Source organism: Oligoflexus sp., assembly GCF_035712445.1.
In the GTDB taxonomy this organism is placed as follows: Bacteria; Bdellovibrionota_B; Oligoflexia; order Oligoflexales; family Oligoflexaceae; genus Oligoflexus.
The window spans coordinates 1-21,089 of the sequence record NZ_DASTAT010000064.1; the positions used below are offsets into that span (position 1 = coordinate 1).

The 21,089-nt window shown below is 55.3% G+C and carries 11 protein-coding genes; 5 read left to right on the top strand and 6 right to left on the bottom strand.

Annotation, left to right across the window (positions count from 1 at the left end; all coding sequences use genetic code 11):
- The 3 genes from VFO10_RS13615 to VFO10_RS13625 all read right to left on the bottom strand — a co-directional run.
- Window positions 1–448: (2Fe-2S)-binding protein (locus VFO10_RS13615; protein WP_325141003.1), on the bottom strand; the 448-nt coding region annotated here is incomplete at its 3' end.
- Between the two features lie 175 nt (window positions 449–623).
- On the bottom strand, window positions 624–2,744 hold the full coding sequence (locus VFO10_RS13620; RefSeq protein ID WP_325141005.1) for a prolyl oligopeptidase family serine peptidase: 2,121 nt from the start codon (window positions 2,742–2,744) through the stop codon (window positions 624–626).
- 199 nt (window positions 2,745–2,943) lie between these two features.
- Window positions 2,944–5,454, bottom strand: a complete 2,511-nt coding sequence (locus VFO10_RS13625; RefSeq protein WP_325141007.1) for a glycogen/starch/alpha-glucan phosphorylase — start codon at window positions 5,452–5,454, stop codon at window positions 2,944–2,946.
- Between the two features lie 88 nt (window positions 5,455–5,542).
- Between VFO10_RS13625 and VFO10_RS13630 the strand changes: the two genes are divergently transcribed.
- The 4 genes from VFO10_RS13630 to VFO10_RS13645 all read left to right on the top strand — a co-directional run bounded on the left by VFO10_RS13630 (window position 5,543) and on the right by VFO10_RS13645 (window position 11,882).
- Entirely contained in the window at window positions 5,543–7,228 is a 1,686-nt protein-coding gene (locus VFO10_RS13630; protein WP_325141008.1) for an alpha-amylase family glycosyl hydrolase, read from the top strand.
- A 130-nt stretch (window positions 7,229–7,358) separates the two neighbouring features.
- Window positions 7,359–9,311, top strand: coding sequence for an amylo-alpha-1,6-glucosidase (locus tag VFO10_RS13635; RefSeq protein WP_325141010.1), 1,953 nt, complete (start codon window positions 7,359–7,361; stop codon window positions 9,309–9,311).
- A 34-nt stretch (window positions 9,312–9,345) separates the two neighbouring features.
- Window positions 9,346–10,626 (top strand): glycosyltransferase family 4 protein, encoded by a 1,281-nt coding sequence (locus tag VFO10_RS13640; RefSeq protein ID WP_325141011.1) that lies wholly within the window; start codon window positions 9,346–9,348, stop codon window positions 10,624–10,626.
- Window positions 10,623–11,882 carry a glycoside hydrolase family 57 protein gene (locus tag VFO10_RS13645; RefSeq protein WP_325141013.1) on the top strand — a complete coding sequence of 420 codons (1,260 nt, stop codon included), beginning with the start codon at window positions 10,623–10,625 and terminating at the stop codon, window positions 11,880–11,882. The genes VFO10_RS13640 and VFO10_RS13645 overlap by 4 nt, the downstream gene beginning before the upstream one ends.
- Before the next feature lie 3 nt (window positions 11,883–11,885).
- On the opposite strand, the gene VFO10_RS13650 is transcribed toward VFO10_RS13645, so the two are convergent.
- Entirely contained in the window at window positions 11,886–14,759 is a 2,874-nt protein-coding gene (locus VFO10_RS13650; protein WP_325141015.1) for an ATP-binding protein, read from the bottom strand.
- A 119-nt stretch (window positions 14,760–14,878) separates the two neighbouring features.
- Here VFO10_RS13650 and VFO10_RS13655 point away from each other — a divergent pair, with 119 nt between their 5' ends.
- Complete coding sequence (locus tag VFO10_RS13655; RefSeq protein WP_325141018.1) at window positions 14,879–16,111, top strand: ABC transporter substrate-binding protein; 1,233 nt, start codon at window positions 14,879–14,881, stop codon at window positions 16,109–16,111.
- 13 nt (window positions 16,112–16,124) lie between these two features.
- On the opposite strand, the gene VFO10_RS13660 is transcribed toward VFO10_RS13655, so the two are convergent.
- Window positions 16,125–18,152 carry a 7TM diverse intracellular signaling domain-containing protein gene (locus VFO10_RS13660; protein ID WP_325141020.1) on the bottom strand — a complete coding sequence of 676 codons (2,028 nt, stop codon included), beginning with the start codon at window positions 18,150–18,152 and terminating at the stop codon, window positions 16,125–16,127.
- Entirely contained in the window at window positions 18,149–20,920 is a 2,772-nt protein-coding gene (locus VFO10_RS13665; protein WP_325141022.1) for an ATP-binding protein, read from the bottom strand. Before VFO10_RS13665 ends, VFO10_RS13660 begins: the two co-directional genes overlap by 4 nt.
- Window positions 20,921–21,089 lie beyond the last annotated feature (169 nt).

Consider the following 21,089-nt stretch of genomic DNA (forward strand, 5'->3'; position numbering starts at 1 on the left):
CCGCGGCCTTATGAATGGCGCGGCGAATGTCAGCATAGGTTCCGCAGCGGCAGATATTTCCGGCCATCGCCGTATCGATATCCTGATCGCTGGGTTTGGGTTTTTGCGTCAGCAGCGCGGTTGCAGCCAGAATCTGCCCCGATTGACAGTAGCCGCATTGAGGCACGCTCAATTCCTGCCAGGCATTCTGAAGGGCAGCCCCGACCTTGCCTTCCAGACCTTCGATCGTCGTGATCTTACGACCAGCGACGGCGCTGATCGGCGTTACACAGCTGCGCAGGGGTTCACCATCGACGAGTACGGTACACGCTCCACACTGGGCCATGCCGCAGCCGTATTTGGTGCCGGTGAGTCCAACCAGATCACGCAGGGCCCAGAGCACAGGCATCTCGGCCTCGGCGTCCACCTTCACGGTTTGGCCATTGATGTTTAAATCATAGGCTGCCATCTTGAACCTCATATCTTGCAGGGTTGAAAAACGGGAAATTTTTCATTGCGAACAATGGGATGACTTTCGCATAACCGATGGGGGCTTGGATAGGGATTTTGAGTTGACGGGGGGTTGATACCAGGCCGGGAAGCATGGATAAGGCGGGACCGAAGCCCCACCTTGTCAGACGTGATCAGGGAGCGGCCGCAGGTTTTCCGGTCGCAGGTGCAGGACCAAGCTTCTCCCAAAGGTAGACGAAGCTCAAGGCCTGGCGTTCGGCCAGCTGCTGCAGGTTTGCGCTGGCGCTGTGTCCGCCTTCGATGTTTTCAAAGTAAAGGAAAGGTTTCTTCAGATCAGCCATGCGCGCCGCCATTTTCCGCGCGTGACCAGGATGCACGCGGTCATCCTTGGTCGACGTCATGAAGAAGACTTCCGGATATTTCTTATCAGCCTTCAGATTCTGAAACGGCGAATACTTCGCAATGTAAGACGCCTGTTTCGGATCATCAGGGTTGCCGTATTCCGCCATCCAGCTGGCGCCAGCGAGCAGACGGTGAAAGCGCATCATGTCCAGCAAAGGCACCTGGCACACGACGGCATTGAAAAGCTCAGGATTCTGGGTGAACGTCGCGCCCATCAAAAGACCACCGTTGCTGCCGCCTTGGATACCAAGATGTGCGGGCGTCGTGACCTTTTTAGCGATCAGATCTTTGGCCACCGAACTGAAATCATCAAAAGCCTTCTGGCGATTTTCCTTCAGAGCCGCCTGATGCCAGGTCGGGCCGAATTCCCCGCCGCCGCGGATGTTGGCCAGGACGTAAACCCCGCCGCGTTCCAGCCACAGCTTACCTGCCACGGTCAGATACGAGGGCTGCATGGAGACTTCAAATCCACCGTAAGCATAAAGCAGGGTGGGATTCTGTCCATTCATCGCCAGATCTTTGCGATGGATCAGGAAATAAGGGATTTTTGTGCCATCGGTGCTGCTGGCGAATTCCTGGCGAATCTCGAGTCCATCCGCTTTGAAACGCGCCGGCAGCTGCATGACGAGCTGCTTTTGCATCGTCGCGCCATCCATCGCATAAAGGCTGGTGGGAGTCAGGAAATCTTCGTAGCTCAGAAGGATGCGATTGCTGTCTTCATCCACCGAACGGAAATTGATCGTGCCCTTGTCATCCAAAGGCAGAAGCTGCGACGCCCATTTTTTGTCTTTCAACTCAAAGCGCAGCACCTTGTTCCGCACGTTATCCAAAAGCGCCACGTACACATAATCCTTGCTCACGCCCACACCATCAAGGGCCTGCGTAGCCGTTGGACCATAGACGAGGGCGATCGGTGTCTTGCCCTGAACGAGTTCATTCAATGGCGCGGTCAGGAGCGAACCCGGCTCGAAACCTGCAAGTTTCGTGCGATTGGCAAAAAGCAGCTGGCCTTGAAAAATACCTTTCACATCGACATCAGTTGGCAAAGGCAAACGGGTGATCTTGCCATCCTTATAAACAGAAACCTCTGCGGTGAAGAAGGTATCCGCACGCACCATCAGCACATGATTGTCTTTTCCATCATGCAGAACGAGCGAGCTGACGGAGACATCGGCTTTTTGCCCTTCGAAAACTTTGGTTGCGGCGCTGGGGGGCGTGCCGCGTTTCCAGATTTTCACCTGCATGGGGTAACCGGAATCCGTTTTCGGCGTACCTTCCAGAGCATCAGCCAGGAACACAGTGTCCATATTCAGCCATTCCAGGCGGGACTTGCTGGCGGGCAATTGGAAGCCGTCTTTCACGAATTCTTTTTTCGTCAGATCAAACTCACGAACCTGGGCCGCGTCGCTCCCACCTTCCGATAGGACAAGCAGACAGCGCTCGTATTGGGGCCGCAGACAGTCCGAGCCACCGAAGACAAAGCTCTTGCCTTCCTTCTTGGCCAGGGCATCGACGTCCAGCAGGACTTCCCACTGTGGTTTATTATTCTTGTAGGCATCCCAGCTGGTCCGGCGCCAGATACCGCGGACGTGCTCGGCGTCCTGCCAAAAGTTATAGACGTAGTCGCCCTGAATACGTCCGTCGGCTATTTTATCCTTGGCTTCCAAGATCTCCAGGGCCTGGGCTTTGAAGCTTTTAAAATCTTTGTGAGCGTGCAGCTTATCGAGAGTACGGGTATTCTGTTTCCGCACCCAATCCAACGCCTCCTTGCCTTCCACCTCTTCCAGCCATTGGTAATCCGAGTCATTCTTCGCTGCGGTCATCGCCGGTTTTCCTTCAACATGAGGCGTGATAAGGAGAGCACCCAGGGTCACCCCTTTCCAGAAATTCATTCGCACAATGATATCCTTCCTTCTGAAACAATTATCCGTGGCTCAGGGATGTATCGACGACACCTTAAAAGCCGATGGTTTTCTTGTAAAGGGGATTTCCGCAAGCCGCCCCGCCTACGCAGCCATTCGGCGCGCAAGTCCGGCGCATCTCACGGGTTAGAACACCGATGCGGATCAGAGGCAGGCCAGGGCTCGAGGCTTAGAACCCAAAGCGATCCTCACCCTCCTGCAGTTCCAAGGGACAAGGGTGCAAGTGCCACACATCGCGCGTATACTCCTGCACAGCGCGGTCGGATGAAAACCAGCCGATCCGCGCGATGTTCATCAGAGACTTCTGCTGCCAGGCCTTCTGATCGCCGTAGACGCGATCCACCTCTTCATTGATGCGCACATAATCCGGGAAATCCGCCAGGTGATAATAGTGGTCGCCCCAGGTCATGAGCGTATCCCAGATCGGTTGGAAGTGCTCCCGATCACTGCGATAGAAATAGCCTCTTTGGATTTCATCCAGGATGCGGCGAATGTTTTCGTGCTTATGATAGTAGTCCTGCGCGCGATAGCCCTGGGCCTGAAGCGTCCGCAATTCATTCACAGTATGCCCGAAAATAAAAATGTTGTCCTGCCCGACGTGATCGCGGATTTCGATATTCGCGCCATCCAGAGTCCCGAGGATCAAAGATCCATTCAAGCAGAACTTCATATTCCCCGTGCCCGACGCTTCCGTGCCTGCCGTGGAAATCTGTTCGGAAAGATTCGCCGCGGGGATGATGCGTTCCGCGAGCGACACGTTGTAGTTGGGCAGAAATACGACCTTCAGCCGATCGCGGGTCAGAGGATCACGGTTGATCATGGCCGCGGCCGCGTGAATGAACTGAATGATGAGCTTGGCCATCTTATAACCGGGCGCGGCCTTGCCCGCGAAGACCACGGTCCGAGGCTGCTGCTGTTTATCATAGTTGGTCCGCAGCTCGTGATAGAGATGAAGGCAATGCAGGATTTTGAGGAGCTGCCTTTTGTATTCGTGGATTCGCTTCACGAGCACATCATACATGCTGTTCGGATCGACCTTCTCGCCCAGCTCCTGGTGAATGAGAGTCGCCAGACGCTCTTTGTTATGCCGCTTGATCAAAGCCAGTTTCTCTAAAAACAACTGGTCATCGACGAACTTTTCCAGACCCTGCAGCTGCTCCAGGTCGGTCACCCAGTTCTCGTGCCCCAGGCTTTCGGTTATGAGCGCGCTCAATTCGGGATTCGCGAGGCGCAGCCAGCGCCGGGGACTTATGCCATTGGTCTTGTTATGGAACTTGTTCGGAAAGATGCGGTTGAACTCGGGAAAGACCTTTTCCTTTAGAAGAGTCGTATGCAAAGCCGCGACCCCGTTCACGGAAAAACTGGTGGCCACTGCGAGATTCGCCATGCGGACTTCGGGATTCGGTCCCTGCCCAAGGATGGAAACGCGATCTATGAAGTTCTTGTCATAGATCGGCTTATCCTTCAGCGTTCGCAGGAAACGCCGATTCATTTCTTCGATGATTTGATAATGCCGCGGCAGGGTTTGCCGGAACATGCTTCCTGGCCAGCATTCCAAGGCCTCAGGCATCACCGTGTGGTTGGTGAACGCGATGGTCTGCTGGGTGATGGCCTGGGCCTCTTCCCAGGACAGGCTTTCCTCATCAATCAAAAGCCGCATGAGTTCCGGTATGGCCAGCGTCGGATGGGTGTCGTTGAGCTGAATCACCACCTTGTTCGGCAGATCCAGGATGGAATCGTTGGCGTTCTTGAAGCGCCGCAGGATATCCTGGAGGGACGCCGCCACCAAAAAATACTGCTGCTTCAAACGCAGAAGTTTTCCCAGCTCATTTGAATCGTTCGGATAAAGGACTTTGGACAGCACCTCGCTTTGCACCTTGTCCATCACCGCACCGACGTAATCGCCGGAATCAAAGATATTGAAGTGAAACTCCTCGTCAGCTTTGGCCGCCCAGAGTCGCAGGGAATTCACATTATGCGTGCCGTAGCCGGGCACCGGCAGATCGTGCGGAACGGCCAGCACGCGGTACTCAGGTTCCCAGGCCGCAAAAATATGGCCCTGGACGTTTTCATGAAAGACGCTGCTGCCTCCGAAGCCTATTTCATAGGCATGGATATTCTTCTCGATCTCGATCGGATGACCGAAGCGTAGCCACGGATCCGGCACTTCCTTCTGCGCGCCGCGCTCGATGACCTGGCGGAACATGCCAAACTCAAAGCGGATGCCGTAACCGTAGGCGGGCAAATTCAAAGTGCTCAACGAATCCAGGTAACAGGCCGCAAGACGTCCCAGTCCACCGTTGCCAAGGCCGGGATCGACTTCAAGATCCGCGATGGCATCCAAATCCAGGCCCATCCCGCGCATGGCTTCTCGCCCGACCTCAAGAAGATCGAGATTGATGAGAGCATTCTTGACCAAACGCCCTAAAAGGTATTCCATGGAGAGATAATAGAGTCGTTTGCCATTACTCCGAAAGTAAGTTCCTTGAGTCGCGATCCAGCGACTCATCAGGAGTTCTCTTACGGTGTGGCATAGTCCGAGCAACTGTTCGCGTGCTGTGGAATGCTCCAGGACGGTACCAAAATTGTGCTCAAGACTTTTGCGAAAAGTGATCTGAAATGCCGCCACTTTCTCGGCGTCGGACGGATGATCCAGGATCACGTCTATGATGTCACGCATGGTGGGCCTCTTCGGGTCGGAAATTATGTGCAAGACTTACATTCAGCAACACGCCCCTACCTTAGCAAAGGGGTTCGAGGAAACCAATATGCATGCGAGATTAGATCGAAGATGCCGCCTACCCGCGAGTGGACTCCAAATCGGCAAGGAATCACAGGTTTTGATGATGGTGAAAGGCGGTCGCCACGGTCGCGTAAGGCTTAGGCAAGGCGACGTTCTGCAGATCGAACTGCAATTCAAAGAGAAGGCTTCGGCACCAGCCGTCAGGCTTTATTCGAATCTGACGGCCTCGGGTGACTTCGCGGACCTTGATGTCGTCGCCGATGCGAGCGGCTCTTTCAAGATCCAGGTCCCGACGCCCCAGGCGGGGACTTTCTTCTTCACTCTTCAATATACCATGGACGGCCAGCAATGGTTTTGGATGCGCGGCGATCTTTGGCAGCTGCTCGTCTTCCCCAAACCGCTTCAGGCACTCCGGCTCTATACTCTTATCCCAACAGCCAGCGGTCCGATGTCTCAGTGGAAAGCTGTACTGCAAAGAGCCGCTGAACTCGGCTTTAACATGGTTCATATTCTGCCAGTCACGAAACAGGGCTATTCCGAAAGCCCCTATGCCGCCACCGATCTCTTTGCGATCGAGCCGGATTTTCTGCCTGCCGGAGCCGATCCTGCCAGCATGAAAGACTTTGAAGAACTGGTCGACGAGGCCCGAAAACTCGGGCTGGGTCTTTGTTTGGACCTTGTGCTCAATCACGTGGCGATCGACAGTGAAATCGTCAGGCTCTGCCCGCACTGGATCCACCCCGACGCCATCGAAGACGATGGGCTCAAGCGCAACGGCTTCATGAATCATGATGGCTTTCACAAGTGGAATGATCTGGCCCTGATCAACTACCAGCATCCTGATCCCCATGTCCGGCGCGAGATCTGGGAGCATATGGAGAACTATGCGCTGTTCTGGGGAGCTTACGCCGCCGAGACAGGCGGCATGATCCGCCTGGATAATCTGCACAGCACAGACCCGTCGTTCGCCATGCATGTCACGCACAGACTGCGCCGCGAGTATCCTGGCCTTGGCATACTCGCCGAACTCTTCACGCATCCAGAAGCGACTCAAAAAGTCTTGCAGCATTATGAAGTCGACCTTCTTTTGGCGACGACCTGGGAACACCACTTCTCGGAAGAATTGCGCCGCTACTTTCGCTACATTCATGAAACCGTGCCGATGATCCCCTGGTTTACGCCGATCAATTCCCACGACAGCGGCGTGCCCGCCGAGGAATTCGCGGACGTCCTGGCCACGCGTCCACGCTATATTCTTTGTGCGCTGCTCGGCATTGGCGCCACGGGCCTGACGCAAGGAGTCGAGGATGGCATCGAGGAGAAAGTCAACTTCATCGGTCGTAATCCCGGTGTGCCACCAGCCGCGAACGCCAGCGATTTCTGGCCGATGATCCAACGCACGCATGAGCTGCTGGCTCAGCATTCCGTGTTTCAGCAGCAAGGCAATGTTGAGTTTCTCGATCATGGCCATGTGGCCATCATCGCAGCCCTGCGCCTTTCCAAGCAGACTGGAGAAGCTCACGCACTCGTCATCGCCAATCTCGACATTCATCAGCCCCAGAGCATTCATCTCGATTTGCAGTCAATCGGCCTTGGGCAATACTCGCTAACGGATGCGTTTAGTGCTGAGCGTTGGGCCCTGGACGGTCATGATCTCAGCTGCACCTTGGACGCCTGCGGTTTCCGGGTGATCCTGATCCAAAAAAACTGACATTGGTGATTTACGTCGACCTCTATCCTACCGGGCGGTGCTTGCCGTCCATCATTTACCTATTGATTTTTGACGAAATTCCTCTAAAGATGCGATCCAGGACAACATTGTCGGCAAAGCGAGATTCAACATGCTCCCTATTACCAAGGCCGCCCTCGCTGACCTTCCGCAGCTCCTTCAACGTGAGTGGCTTGATGCCAATTGTCGTGGCAGTTACTCAAGCAGCACCATCCTCGACTGCCCCACGCGGCGCTATCACGGCCTTCTGGTCAGTGATGCGGGCATGTTGAATGAAAAACATGTTTGCCTCGCGAAGCTTGAAGCGAGTCTGAGCCTGCGCGGGCGCACGATAGATCTTTACACGAATAAGCACCCAGGTTCGGTCTACTACCCCGAGGGTTACTCCCATTTTGAAACCTTCGAATACGATCTTTATCCCGTCATCACATGGCGCGTGGGTGCCTTTCTCCTGCAGCGTTCCTGTATGCTGCTGCACGACCGCGATGCCGTCGTCCTTCGCTATAAGCTCCTGGGCACAGAATCCATCCAGGTGGCTTTAAGGCCGCTCCTTTCGTATCGCAATCATCATCATCTGCAGCATGAAACCAGCGAATTCCAAGTCAAGACGTTTCCTGAGTCCACGGGCCATAAAATCGAACCTCTGCCGGGCAAGCCCGCTTTTTTCATGGGCAGTGATCGCGAGATACCCTTCTATCCCGGGCCCTATTGGGTCAAGCAGGTGGAATACGCGCGCGAGCAGGAGCGTGGCTTCGACTACCAGGAAGACCTTTTCTGCCCAGGCGTTTATGAAACGGTTCTGGAACCGGATCAGGACCTTTACCTGATCTTTGGTTTCGAACCGATTGCGCGCAGCAGCATCCGCGAACTCTGGAAGAAGGAAGAGCAGCGGCGGCGCTCGCTGCACCAGCGCTTTCTTGGGGAAGGCGAACCCATCGCCCAGGTGAAGTTCGAGGCGGAAAAATTTTTAGTCCAAAGGGCTGATGGCAGTCCCTCGATCGTCGCCGGCTATCCATGGTTCGGCGAATGGGGCCGCGATACGATGATTGCGCTGCCGGGCCTCACGCTCGGTCGTGGGGAACCGGAACGGCTGCTGCCTATCGTTCGCACCTATCTCCGTCAGGCGAAAACTGGCCTGATTCCAAATTATCTGGGCATCGGCGAGCACAGCGGCAGCTATAATTCCGTCGACGCCACATTTTGGATGGTTTCGGCCTTGCAGCAATACTGGACAGCCACGCGCGATCTGGAAGGCATGAAAAGTATCCTGCCGGATTTGGTACACATTATGGATGATCTGGTGCAGGGTCGTAATCATTTGGTACGGATCAGCGACGACGGGCTCATGCAAGCAGGCTCGGCCAATACCCAGGTGACCTGGATGGATGCCACAGTCGATGGTGTTCCGGTCACACCCCGCGGCGGCTATCCCGTCGAGATCAACGCGCTCTGGATTGCGACTCTGGCCTTTTTGCAGGATTTTTCGGCCCACATTCGGGTACCAGCCTGGATTGGCCTTCTGGAAAAGGCTCCGGCAGCTTTCCGCAATAAATTTTGGATTGCCGAAGGCGGTTACCTTGCGGATTGCGTGAGTCCCCATGGGGCTCCTGATCGCCGCATTCGGCCGAATCAAATCGTGGCCGTGAGCCTCGATTATTGCCCCCTGAACAAAGAGCAGCAGCAATCCGTGCTGGATGTCGTCACGAGTCACCTCATCACGCCCTATGGCCTGCGCACGCTGAGTCCCGAGGATCCTGCCTTCGTTCCCTTTTATCAAGGCGGCCCGAAGGAACGCGATGCGGCCTATCATCAGGGCACGGTCTGGCCCTGGCTGATCAGCCCTTATATGAAGGCTGTGCTGAAAGTCCATGAAGATCCCGAGAAGGCGCGGGAATTTCTGCGTCGCAACTTCTCTGCGCTCTGGCAGGAACACTTAATGCAGAGGGACGTGATGGGTGTTTCGGAAATTTTTGATGCCCTGCATCCATACAAACCGGATGGCTGTCTCACGCAGGCCTGGAGCATGGCGGCCCTGATCGAACTGTTGAACGAGTTAAAGGTCTGACGCAAAAAAATCTGACAGATGGTGGGATGGAGCTATGCGGATACTGATGTTTGGATGGGAGTTTCCGCCGTTTATCAGTGGGGGGTTGGGCACGGCTTGCTACGGCATGACCCGCCACCTGGCCGAAAGCGGTGAAGAGGTGCTGTTCGTCCTGCCCAAAGCCATGGACGGCATGCCACGCGATGGTTATCAGGTGATGTCCGCGGAAGAGGTCTGGAAGAAGCGCGAACAGGGCGACTTTCCCCTGCCCGAGCAGGTGACGGTCCTGACCGTCGAGACCGCGCTTTATCCTTACATCGAGAACAGGGAATACGCGCGCATGATCCGCCGCTTCGAAGGCGCGATCCCGCACGAAGGCAAGCCGGCTTCCAGCATCATGAGCATGTCGGGGCACTATTCGCACAACCTTTTCGAAGAGGTGCAGCGTTTTGCCGAAGTCGGCTGGCATCTGGCCGAGCAGTCGGAATTCGATGTGATCCATGCGCATGATTGGATGACCTTTCCCGCTGCGATTGCCGCAAAAAAACGGTCCGGCAAGCCCATGATTGCTCATATTCACGCCACCGAATACGACCGTACGGGTGATCATCCCAATCAAAGGATCACGCAACTCGAAAAACTTGGCATGGAGCATGCGGATCGCGTGGTGGCCGTCAGCCATCGCACCAAGCAGACTCTGGTGGATCGCTATCATGTCGATGAGGCGAAGATTGATGTCGTTCACAATGCAGTCAGCCACGATAAGCTGGTTGATCCTTTGACCATCAAGAAAAGCTTCAAGGAAAAGCTGATCATCTTCGTCGGTCGCGTGACCCTGCAGAAGGGTCCTGAATACTTCCTGCGCGCGGCGGCCAAAGTTTTGGAAACCCATCCCAACTATCGTTTCGTCATGTGCGGCGCCGGCGATATGCTGCCGCGCATGATCGAGGAAGCAGCCTCCCTTCGCATTCAAAACCGCTTCCATTTCACAGGTTTTCTGCGGGGCGCCGCTGTCGATAGACTCTATTCCATGGCCGATCTTTTTGTCATGACCTCGGTTTCGGAGCCCTTTGGTTTGACCCCTTTCGAGGCCATGCGCTATGATGTGCCGGTGATCGTCTCCCGCCAGGCGGGGGCCTCCGAGCTTATTCCGAAATCCATGCATGTCGATTTCTGGGATCGCGACAAGCTGGCGAAAATGATGATTGAATTCTGTGAGAACAGTCAGCTTCATAAGGATCTGCTGGAGCATCAGAAGAAAACCCTTTCGAAGATGTCCTGGCGGACGGTGGCCGAACAATTGAAATCCATCTATCGAAAGGTGATCCATGTATGACCAGCGTATGCTTTTACTTTCAGGTTCATCAGCCCTTTCGTCTGCGCAAGGATTATGATTTCTTCCGTATCGGCACCGATTCTCATTACGAGGATGATGAGGCCAATGCTGGCATCCTGAACAAGGTCGCCGATAAGTGCTACCGTCCGATGAATCAGCTTCTTTTGGAGGAAATTCATCGGTGGAAGGGCAAGTTCCGCGTGGCCTTTTCCATCAGCGGCGTCTGCCTGGAACAGATGGAACGGTGGACCCCGGATGTGATCGAATCGTTTCAGCGTTTGGTGGACACGGGCTGCGTCGAGATCCTGAGCGAGACCTATTATCACTCCCTTGCCAGTCTCTTCTCGCCTGATGAATTCATCGAACAGATTGCTCTGCACCGCGCGAAGGTATTGGAACTCTTCCATTACGACCCCGTGGTCTTCCGCAATACGGAGCTGATCTTCCAGGATCGGATCGCGACGGTTATCGAAGAGCTGGGTTATCGCGGTATGATTGCCGAGGGCGCGGATCGCATTCTGGCTTGGCGTTCCCCTAATTATCTCTATCAGCCGGCTCCCTGTCGCCGCATGGCTCTGCTTTTGAAGAATTATCGCCTATCGGACGATATCGCCTTCCGCTTCTCCAACCGCGGCTGGGAATCCTGGCCCCTCCGCTCCGAAACCTTTGCCAGCTGGGTGCATCAGGTCGCCGGCAATGGTGAAGTCATCAACCTGTTCATGGACTACGAAACCTTTGGCGAGCATCAGTGGGTGGACACCGGCATCTTCGACTTCATGCGAGCCTTGCCGGGGGATGTCCTCGCTCATCCTGATTTCTCGTTCGCAACGCCGCGCGAAGTCATCGAACGCTATCAGCCCATCGGCAAGCTGTCCTTCCCCGATCCTGTCTCCTGGGCCGATGTGGATCGTGATCTGACCGCGTGGCTCGGCAATTCGATTCAGGATTCCTCGGCGGAACGCATCTATCGACTGGAAGGCCTTGTGAAATCGCTGGGCGATCCCGAGCTGCTTCACACCTGGCGCAAGCTGCAGACCTCCGATCACTTTTATTACATGTGCACCAAATGGTTTGCCGATGGGGACGTGCATAAATATTTCAGTCCCTATGAATCCCCTTATGATGCGCATGTGATCTATAACAATGTCGTCAGCGACTTTGAAGAAACACTGCTCCGCATCTGGAATGCGCGTGATAAGGAAATCGACCCCGGATCCCGCCGCAGTCCCTTGCTTGATATGGCATTTGTGGACTGACGTTCAGGCGACCTGCTCATCCATGCCGCTCGCCATGGATGGGTGAATCGTCATACTCATGCGGAACCGGAAGCGCACGAACACCTGATCACCCCGAATCTGGTCGGGCAGCATGATTTCGATATTCCCTTGTTCTGTTTCCAGGAACCGCTTCACAGCGCTCATACCAATCCCACGGCCGGAAATTTGAGAAAGGCTTTGGGCGGTCGAGACGCCTTCATGAAACACTGTGTTCGCAATTTCAAGGGCGGGCGCGGAAGGCGTCAGCAGGCCGAGTGTGAGCGCTCTTTCTTTCAAGCGCGGCAGCGCCAGGCCTCGCCCATCATCCCAATATTCAATGACAAGCTGTTCTTCGACGCGCCAGGCCTTCACGAAAAGAGTCGCCTGCCGCGCCTTTCCCTGAGCCTCGCGTTCCGGGGCCTCTTCAATGCCATGGTCCAGGGAATTGCGGAGCAGATGCAGGAAACAGTTCTTCAGAACATTCTCCTGTCGATGATTGATAAGGATGTCGTCGACCTCAAGCTGAAGCCTCGGCGCTTCCTTTTGCAGATCCCGCGCAATCGTTGCCACCTGGCCCAGGATATCATCCAGAGCCGCTCGCAGGGAGACAAAAACAGCCTGAGCCAGCGTGTCCCGGCTCCGCTGAAGCGAGGGCTTAAGGTCAGCCGGCACCCCAGGCCGCTGCGCGAGATTCTGCAAGAGGGCATGGTGCTCCTCAAGGAAATCCCGATCCAAGGGCACTTTCGTCAAGCCACTGTCACGCCCAAGCACCTCGCGATTCACATGAAGGTAACGATCGAACATCGCCCTTACCCGGCGCAGATCCGCAGCCAAAGCCTGGGAGTCCGGGGTTTGAGCGATTCGAATCGCTTGCGCATAGCCTGATTCAGCGGCATGCAGCACAGCGGAGAGGGCTTTGAATTGCAGCGTCCGGGCCGCTCCCTTGATCGTGTGGATGTTGACGAAAACTATTTTCAAAGCTTCGCCGTCCACTCGATCCGCCTGGATCAAAAGCTCGCTTTCCCGCAGCAGCTGATCGCAGGAACTGAAGAACTGGACGCACTTCCGCACGCCCGCTTCCAGAAGCTGACGAATGATGCTGAGGTCCGTGTTTTTTTCTTCCAGTTCCCGCCTTGTCGTGATCTCAAGGGTGACATCGAGCATCGTCACGAGAATACGCAGCACCTCCTGCTGCGCATCGCATTCGATATTCCAGGTCAACTTCAAAATCTTGAGCTGCCCCTGGAAGCAATAGCCAACTTCGGATGGAAACTTATCACTGTTCAATTCAAAGGTGAGCGAATTCTCGCCCACGGATCCGATGATCGCCTGCCAGACCTGGTCTTTATCATCGAACCCGAGCTCCAGATGATCAAGGAACAGAGTGCGAAAACTCGCCCCGGCGATCGCCTTCTGCTCCAGGACATCCGGAAGGTGAGCCGAATAATTCGCCTCCACCGCGCCGCCAGCGCCAATGGAAAGTACGCCCTGGGGAATGTATTCCAAAAGCGCCCTCATTTCCGCAGTCCGCTGACTCACCTTTTGCTCCAGGCTTTGATTGAGCGCCTCGATCTCATGATTCTTGGCTGTCAGGGCCGCATTGAGCTGCTTCGCCGTATCAAAGGCCTTCGCGAACATGCGTGAATTGTTTTTCGCAAGAACCACCGAAAGCACCATGCCGCCCCACATGGCCAGCCATGGCCAGCCATGATTCCCAAGGGAATTGATGAAGTCGCTGAGCGTGCCGGCAGCCATGAAGAGGACGCCAATCGAAAAATTGGTGATTTCCTTGTTCCTGGTTCGAAAGGAAATCCACACCATGTAGGGAATGAAGAATATGAAGAATAGGATGGCATTCAAGACGTAGCAGTTCATCGTGAGGAAGGATGTATCAAGCCAGGGATTCGGAAATGGCATCAGGATGTTATTCACGGCGATGACGCAAAAATTCAGAGTGACCACGGCACGCAGGAAAGCCAGCCAGCGCGATGGGTATTTGAAGTGCAGATAGTGGATGGCCAAAGCCGTCACCAGGAGGGGCAGAGCCGTCCCGAACGCATGCACGACCTGAAGGCTGGCGCTGCTGGGTATGTAGTTCAAGACCACGGTCTGGGTCAGAACCTCACGAAAGAACGTCAAACCATTGATGAAGGCCAGGATCAAGGACTCCTCGTCCTCGCGATGGCGGGATTTATAGATCAGAAGGCTGTAGACGAACAGGCAGGCGAAGACCCCCATGGGAATCTTCAAAAACAGCTCGTGAAACTGAAATCTCTGCCGGATCTTATGCGCGCTCCCGAATTGGAAGGGGCCGACCAGGCCGGCGTTGCTCACCCATTCCTGACCTTTGCGTACGGGCGCCTGCTCATAGGAATAAACCAGATAGGAAACTCCAGCCGGCAAAAGCACGACAAAGGTCGGATGCGGGATCTGTAACCGTCCTCTTCCATCCGCAGGAATGAGTTCCGAAGGCGGACGATACACAGTTCGTGGTCCGTCGGCGGTCACAAGCGTAAGCTCGCCTTGAGCCACGAGGCCACCCAGCATCACACTGAAACTCATGGGCTGCTCAGCCCCAAGAGCCAGAATAAAATGGCCACGCTCCGGCAGATCGGAAAACATAGTGTAAAAGAAATCACCCGTCAGCGGATTGCGCAGCGGCAGCTCGCGAAAACGTGCGGCGTCCATGCTCGTCACCGGCTGCTCGGTAAAACGCCACGCGCCCTGAAGGACCTGAACCTCGTCCGGCGGCAACTCCAGTTTGAGTTCGCCCTGCTCCACTTGAACGGTCCGATGCAGCACCAACCCACTGGCCGCCACGACCGGAGCCTGAAAAAGTGCGGACAGGATCAGAAGCCCTCGACCAAGGATCTGCATTGGCATAATCTCCACTTTTTCACTGCCACTAGAATAACCTGGAACAGGGGAAAACCGCAAAAGCCGCCTGCCTCTCTGAGCACCAGCATGATAAGATTATCAGGGAAAAGGAGCCCCTCATGCCCAAACAAAACCTGATCGCAGCCTTCTTGCTTTCCTTGTCACTCAGTTCGAATGCAGCCCGCGCCACGGATCTTGAGGTCCTGCATTGGTGGACCTCCGGCAGCGAAGCCGAGGCCTTGGGCGAGCTTAAGAAAATGCTCAAAAACAAGACAGATTATCAATGGAAGGATTTCTCTGTCGTCGGGGGCGGGGGGCAGAATGCGCTCAAGGTTTTGAAGTCCCGCGTGCTTGCCGGCAAGATGCCTGCCGCCGTACAGCTCAAAGGCCCTGCGATCCAGGAGTGGGGCAAATATTTGACCCGAATGGATTCCATAGCCAACGAGGAAAAGTGGACTTCGATGATACCGGCCTCGGTCGCAGGAGGCATGCAGGTCGAAGGCCACTGGACCGCCGTTCCTGTGAACGTTCACCGCGTGAACTGGGTCTGGATGCACGCCGGCCTTTTCAAAAAACTCGGTGCGACCATGCCGCAGTCCATTGATGAACTCTTTGCTCTGGCCGAACGCGCCCAGAAAGAAGGCATTCGGCCCTTCGCCCATGGTGGTGAGCCCTGGCAGGACATGACGGCCTTCGAGGAAATCCTTTTGGCCTCGCAAGGCCCGGAATTTTTCCAGCAGTTTGCGCAGCTGAAGCCTGAGGCTCTGCAGAGCGACAAACTCAAGCATACCTTTGATTGGATGCGCCGCTACAGCGATCTGCTTCCCAAAAATCGCAAGGGCATGAGCTGGGATAAGGCCAGCAAAGAGGTCATCGAGGGCAAAGCCCTCATGCAGTTCATGGGCGATTGGGCCAAGGGTGAAATCACGATGGCCGGCAAGACCCCAGGCGTAGACGTCCTCTGCCTCGCTATGCCTGGAAGCGGCCAAGCCTTTATCTATAATGTCGACAGCTTCGCCTTCTTCGATACGCAATCCGATGTGACCAAAAAAGGCCAACTGAAGCTGGCCAGCCTTATCCTCAGCCGCGAATTCCAGGAGCCCTTCAATAAAAAGAAGGGTTCGATTCCGGCCCGTGTGGATCTCGATATGAAAGGTTTTGACAGCTGCGCGCAGGCGTCCATGGAAACCTTCCGCAAAGGCACGCTGCTGCCGAGTATCGCCCACCACATGGCGCTGCCCTCCAAACAGGTCACAGCCATCCAGGATCTCGTTTCGGAGCATCTGAACAGTCGCATGACGAGCGAGGAAGCGATGCGGAAACTCAAAGCGGCCATCAACGCGAGTCGCTAGATGAGCGCGAAACTCACGAAGCCTGCAGCGAGGCGGAACGGTCCAGGAGTTCAAGACAGCGCTGATAATCAGCGGGGGACAGCTGGTCCCTCCAGATCGGATGCAGCAGGAAGGCTTTCAAATCGTACTGGGCCTCGCGGTTTTTGAAATAAGACTGAAACAGAAGATCAAGCGTCGTCCGATAGGACTGCAGCTCCAGCGAAGCGATCTCATCCTTGCCCAGGATGGCTGTCAAAAGACCAAGATGCTTCTTCTGCGCCAGCTCTCTGAGCTTTGCGATGTCCTCGTTCTTCCAAACCTCGCCCAGCATCCCGGCATCCGCAGCGTTCAGGCTCATCAGCTCCGTAAGCGCCCCGAGTTCAGTTTCGAGGCGCAGGCTTTCCCTTTGAATTCTGGTCAATGACGTCACATCAAAGAGGAAGAGGTAGGCCCCCAGTATATCCTCCTGACTGCGGATGGGTATCCAGGCCAGCCGCAACTCAACCGCCGGCCGCCCCGCGTCTTCGAAAGTCCAGGTGTATTGATCGCCAGTCAAAGCGTGAAAGTCCGCTGCCTTGGAGGACAGGATCTGCACGCAGGCGGCTTCGAGTTCGCTGGCGCTCTTATAAGGAAGCCTGGATCCGAGCCTGGAAAGAAAGACCAGAAAGCTGTTCCAATCACTGACGCTGATTCCCAGCGTCGCGGTCAGGAACCGCGAATAGGATCCGTTCACCTTCCAAAGGCCACTGGCATCCTTGCTGATCAAAATGATGCCGGTTGGCAGCGATTCGATCAGAAGCCTCAGGCTCATGGTGCGTTCCTCAATCCGACGATCAAAGAGCGCGATGTCCTCGGTGAGCTTCTCCGTCTTCTCCTTGATATCAAGCTCCTGGACCTCGGCGTGGGTGAAGGCTTCCGAAATGCGCTTCGAAAACAGAACCGAAGCAATGATGCTGCTGAGCAAAAAACCCATCGGGTGCATGCCGGGAATCAACTCGATGTTCACGCGTGTATTCAGGACTTCCAAAAACGTGGACGACGTGATGGTGGTAGCGGCGATGGCAAATAGCACGGTAGCTGACCGTTTGCTTCTCAGACCGCTGCGAACGGTCAGAATGAATGACACGATCGTCATCATAATAATGATATAGGTAATCAGCATGAGAGGCAGGAACAGGGCGCTCTTGGCGAGGACCAGGAGAGCGAGGGAGAAGCAGGCCAGCCCCCAGGACCACCTTTCGATCCGGGCCGGTGCATCCAAGGGGAAAATGGCTCGTGACATACTGATGGTCGAGGGTATCAGGAGATTGACGATAAAGATTTCAAGACGCCAGTAATATTCTTCAGAAATGCCCAGGTAGTAATGGAGCTGCCCCTGTCCCGTGAGAAGAATTCTGAGACAAAGGCAGAAGGACATGGTCGCGATCATGAAGCCAGCATTGTAGCGCCGGCGCAGAAAAGAAAAGGCGACATGATAGATGAAGCAGAAGGCCAGACCGGAAAAGGCAAAGAAGTCCAAAGCCCGGGATCGCTGTTCAATCTGGGGTCCTTCCAGCTCGGTGCGCACCTTGAACGTCCCGCGGAAGCCGCACATGGGGCTTTCTCCACAGGTCAACGCGAATTCCACCTTCAGTAAAGGGCTGCGCACATGATACAGAAAGTCGATGCGCTCCGGTTCATGACCGGACTGACTCCAGATCGGCTCATAATTAATCCAGAGTCGTCCCTGACCGAAAACGCGAATCAAACTGATATGCACCAGCTGCCCCACCAGGGCTTCGGGCAGCTGCATATTCCAGCAGTAGTAACCTTCGTGCTCCTTGATTTTATCGCCGAGCAGGAGCTTATATTTCAGCAGGGGAAATTTTCTGAGCTTCGCATTGTCCGTATGTTCAGCTTCACTGCACGGCACGTTCTGCCAATAGACGTCACCGCGAACATAGACGCCGGCCGCATGAGCCCCCTGCCCTTCCCAGGTGAAGGTCGGTATATCCTGAGGCGCCGCCAGCAGCGTGAGACTGAAGAAGAAAGGGATCAGCGCCAGAACTTTGAGAAGAGTCATACCGCCTCCTCCAGGCACACGCCTCGGGGCAGACTGATGCGCCAGATACATGCCCTATATCCATCCGCTCTGCGGGCCTCTCTCCAGATGACCTGAAGCGATCCACCCAGTTCTTCGATCATGGACCGTACAGCATCCATGCCCACGCCGCGGCCCGAAACGTCGCTGGCCTCGTCCTTGGTGCTGAAGCCCGGCATAAAGATGAAACCCGCGATATCATCATCGCTCAGGGCGCGATCGTCCTGAACATAGGCTTTGAGTCGAGCGCGTTCATGGACTCGGTTCAGGTCAAGCCCTTTCCCATCATCATAAACATCAAGGATGAGATGCTCCGCTTCCAGCTGGGAATGAATCGCGATCGTACCCTCGTGACTTTTGCCTAAAAGCCGCCGCAGATCCGGCGCTTCGATGCCATGATCGAGAGCGTTGCGAAGGAGGTGAATGAAAATACCCGAGAAGGCCCCCAAAAGACTGCGCTTCAAAAGGCAGTGCGCGCCCTCGATCTGAAGGCTGGGCGTCGGTTTTCCAAGCTGCGCCGCGATCTCGACCAGACCGCTGCGGAACGAGGTGACGAGGTCCGAGAGCGGAATAAAATAGCTGCGCTGGACGATCGTCCACTCTTTTTTCCAGGCCTCATCAGGCGGCGATTGAGCGATTCGCTGGGCCGCTCTGAGAAAACGCTCAGCCAGGTGCCCGTCATCCAACAGCCGTCCGTTGCCTTCGATCTTGAAGATGATATGGTAGTCGCGCGCATAGTTATCATAACTGTTCCGTACGGCTCCCAGTGTTTCCGCGATGACGTCGAGGCTCGACTCATGGATGAGCCGTTCTTCCGCTTCGTGAGTCACGCGCGCCAGATGCTTAAAACCAAAGGCCCGCGACAGCCCTTTGAACGTGTGCAGGTCGCGCATCAGCCCGGCTTTCCAGTCTTCCTGGTCTTTTTGCAGAGCCGAACGCAGGGCCAGGCGCATCCGATCCAAAAGCGCCCCGCATTCGGGAATGGCCATTTGCAGCTTCACGGAATCGAGGCTCAAAAGTTCGGAGAAACGCATGATCCTTTGATGCTGCTGATCAAAACGAGCCGAGCCGATGGCTTCGCTGGACACATCGATCAGGATCAAAAGCACGCCCGAGACGAGCTCCCCCTCGACCTGGGGCAGCCACGAGCAGATATAAACCCGGGGCGCATCAGAACCTTCGGTGATCTCCAGCTTATCCGGCAGCAGGTCACGGTTCATATCGAAAAGGAACGATGGAATGCCAAGACTGGCGCTCAGGGCCGCCATGGTTTGCGCCTGCTGATGGCCATCCAGTTTGGAGCGACTCAGAAATCTGGCGAAGTCTTCCACGCCCAAAGACTCTGCGCCCAGCATCCGGGTTCCCGCCTGAGACACCATGGGGCTGACGTCGACAGCGCCATCGCGCTCGATAAAGAGGATGATTCCGGCATCGGTGTGCTGAAGAATCGCGTTCAATTCCTGCGTGACGAGCCTGACCCTGCTTTCCAAGGCCTGGGCCTGTGAACTGAGGTTCTGATTCAGCTGGCTGATGTCGCGGTTCTGTGTTTCAAGCGTCTGGAATATCTGTTCGAAGCGAAAGGCCTGAAAAAGACAGGCCAGGAGCGCAAAGACCATCAGGCCGGGCCCGACGATGAAAAACGGCAGATAAATGATCTGCAGCACATAGAGAAGGTCGACCACGGAACAGGCGATGGCAACCATCATGCCGCTGAAAAAGAGCAGACTGCCGGGAGTCTTTCGGATCATGGACAGCACCACGATCTGCATCATGGTGCCGAAGATGCAAAGCGTCAGGATATGAAAAGGCTGAAGAAAGCGCTGGGCAAAGGTCGGGGCGCTGACGGCCGTGATGACGACGACGGCGCCGCCCAGGCTATAGAGCATGCGGTTCCAACTCACAAAACAATTGCGTCGATAGATGACTTCGACATTGTAAAGCGAAATAAGGACCAGCAAATAGTAGGTGATCAGCTCCATTCTTCGATGCAGGACTTCAGGCAGATGAAAACCAAGACCCCACTGCCCTGCTCCCGTCACGGCGATACGCAGCATGGCGACGAAGAAGAAAAGACCGAGGATCAGGTAAGGGAGCCACTGGCGGCGGAAACTATAGAGCCAGATATGATACACCGCGGCAAAGAGCAAGGAACCGAGGATGGCCGCATCCATGAAAGAGAGCTTCGCCAGAAGCTCCTGCAGAAGGTCGGCGGGGGCCACCAGCATATCCCAATCAAAGCCACCGGATTGCACCTGGCTATTGGCATTCTGGACAACGATGTCCAGCGTTTCGCTTTGAATCCGAAAATAGTGAATGAATGAAGCGGTGATTTGCGTGTGCTGCGTTCCTTTGGGATCTATCTGCGAGGGATTGGGAAGTTCCACTCCATTCACCCAAACCCGGCTGGCTCCATAGATTCGCGGCAGACGCAGTCCCCACACTTCTCCGAAGGCTTCCAAAGGCAGGATAAGGCGCAGGCTGTAGGTCGCCTTGCCGATCTTATGTCGTGATTGCTCGGGATGGCCATGCCACAGCTTGGGAAAAGGCACTTTTTCCATGGAATCCAAAGCCGGATCGCCAGGCATCAAAAGTTTATCCCAAATCCAAAGGACATCGCCTGTCATGCGATAGATGCCAGGTCCGGACGCAGAAAGATCGGCCTGTCCATCGACCAGCCGTATATCCTGATAAGCCAGAGCGAGGCTTTTTACAGGCATAAGCGCCAGGATTAAAAGATAAAGGATCTTCATCGTCTATGTGTGCCCTGCATCCAGGTCGACCCTTCCTCCACTTTATCATGGAAGGGACCGAACATAATTGCCGAGGGCCGGGTAAGGATCGAGGATCGCAGCCCCTCCCCCTTCCATAAATACCAAGGGAAATATCTGCGCATTCCTTTGTCATATCGGCTCTTTATAC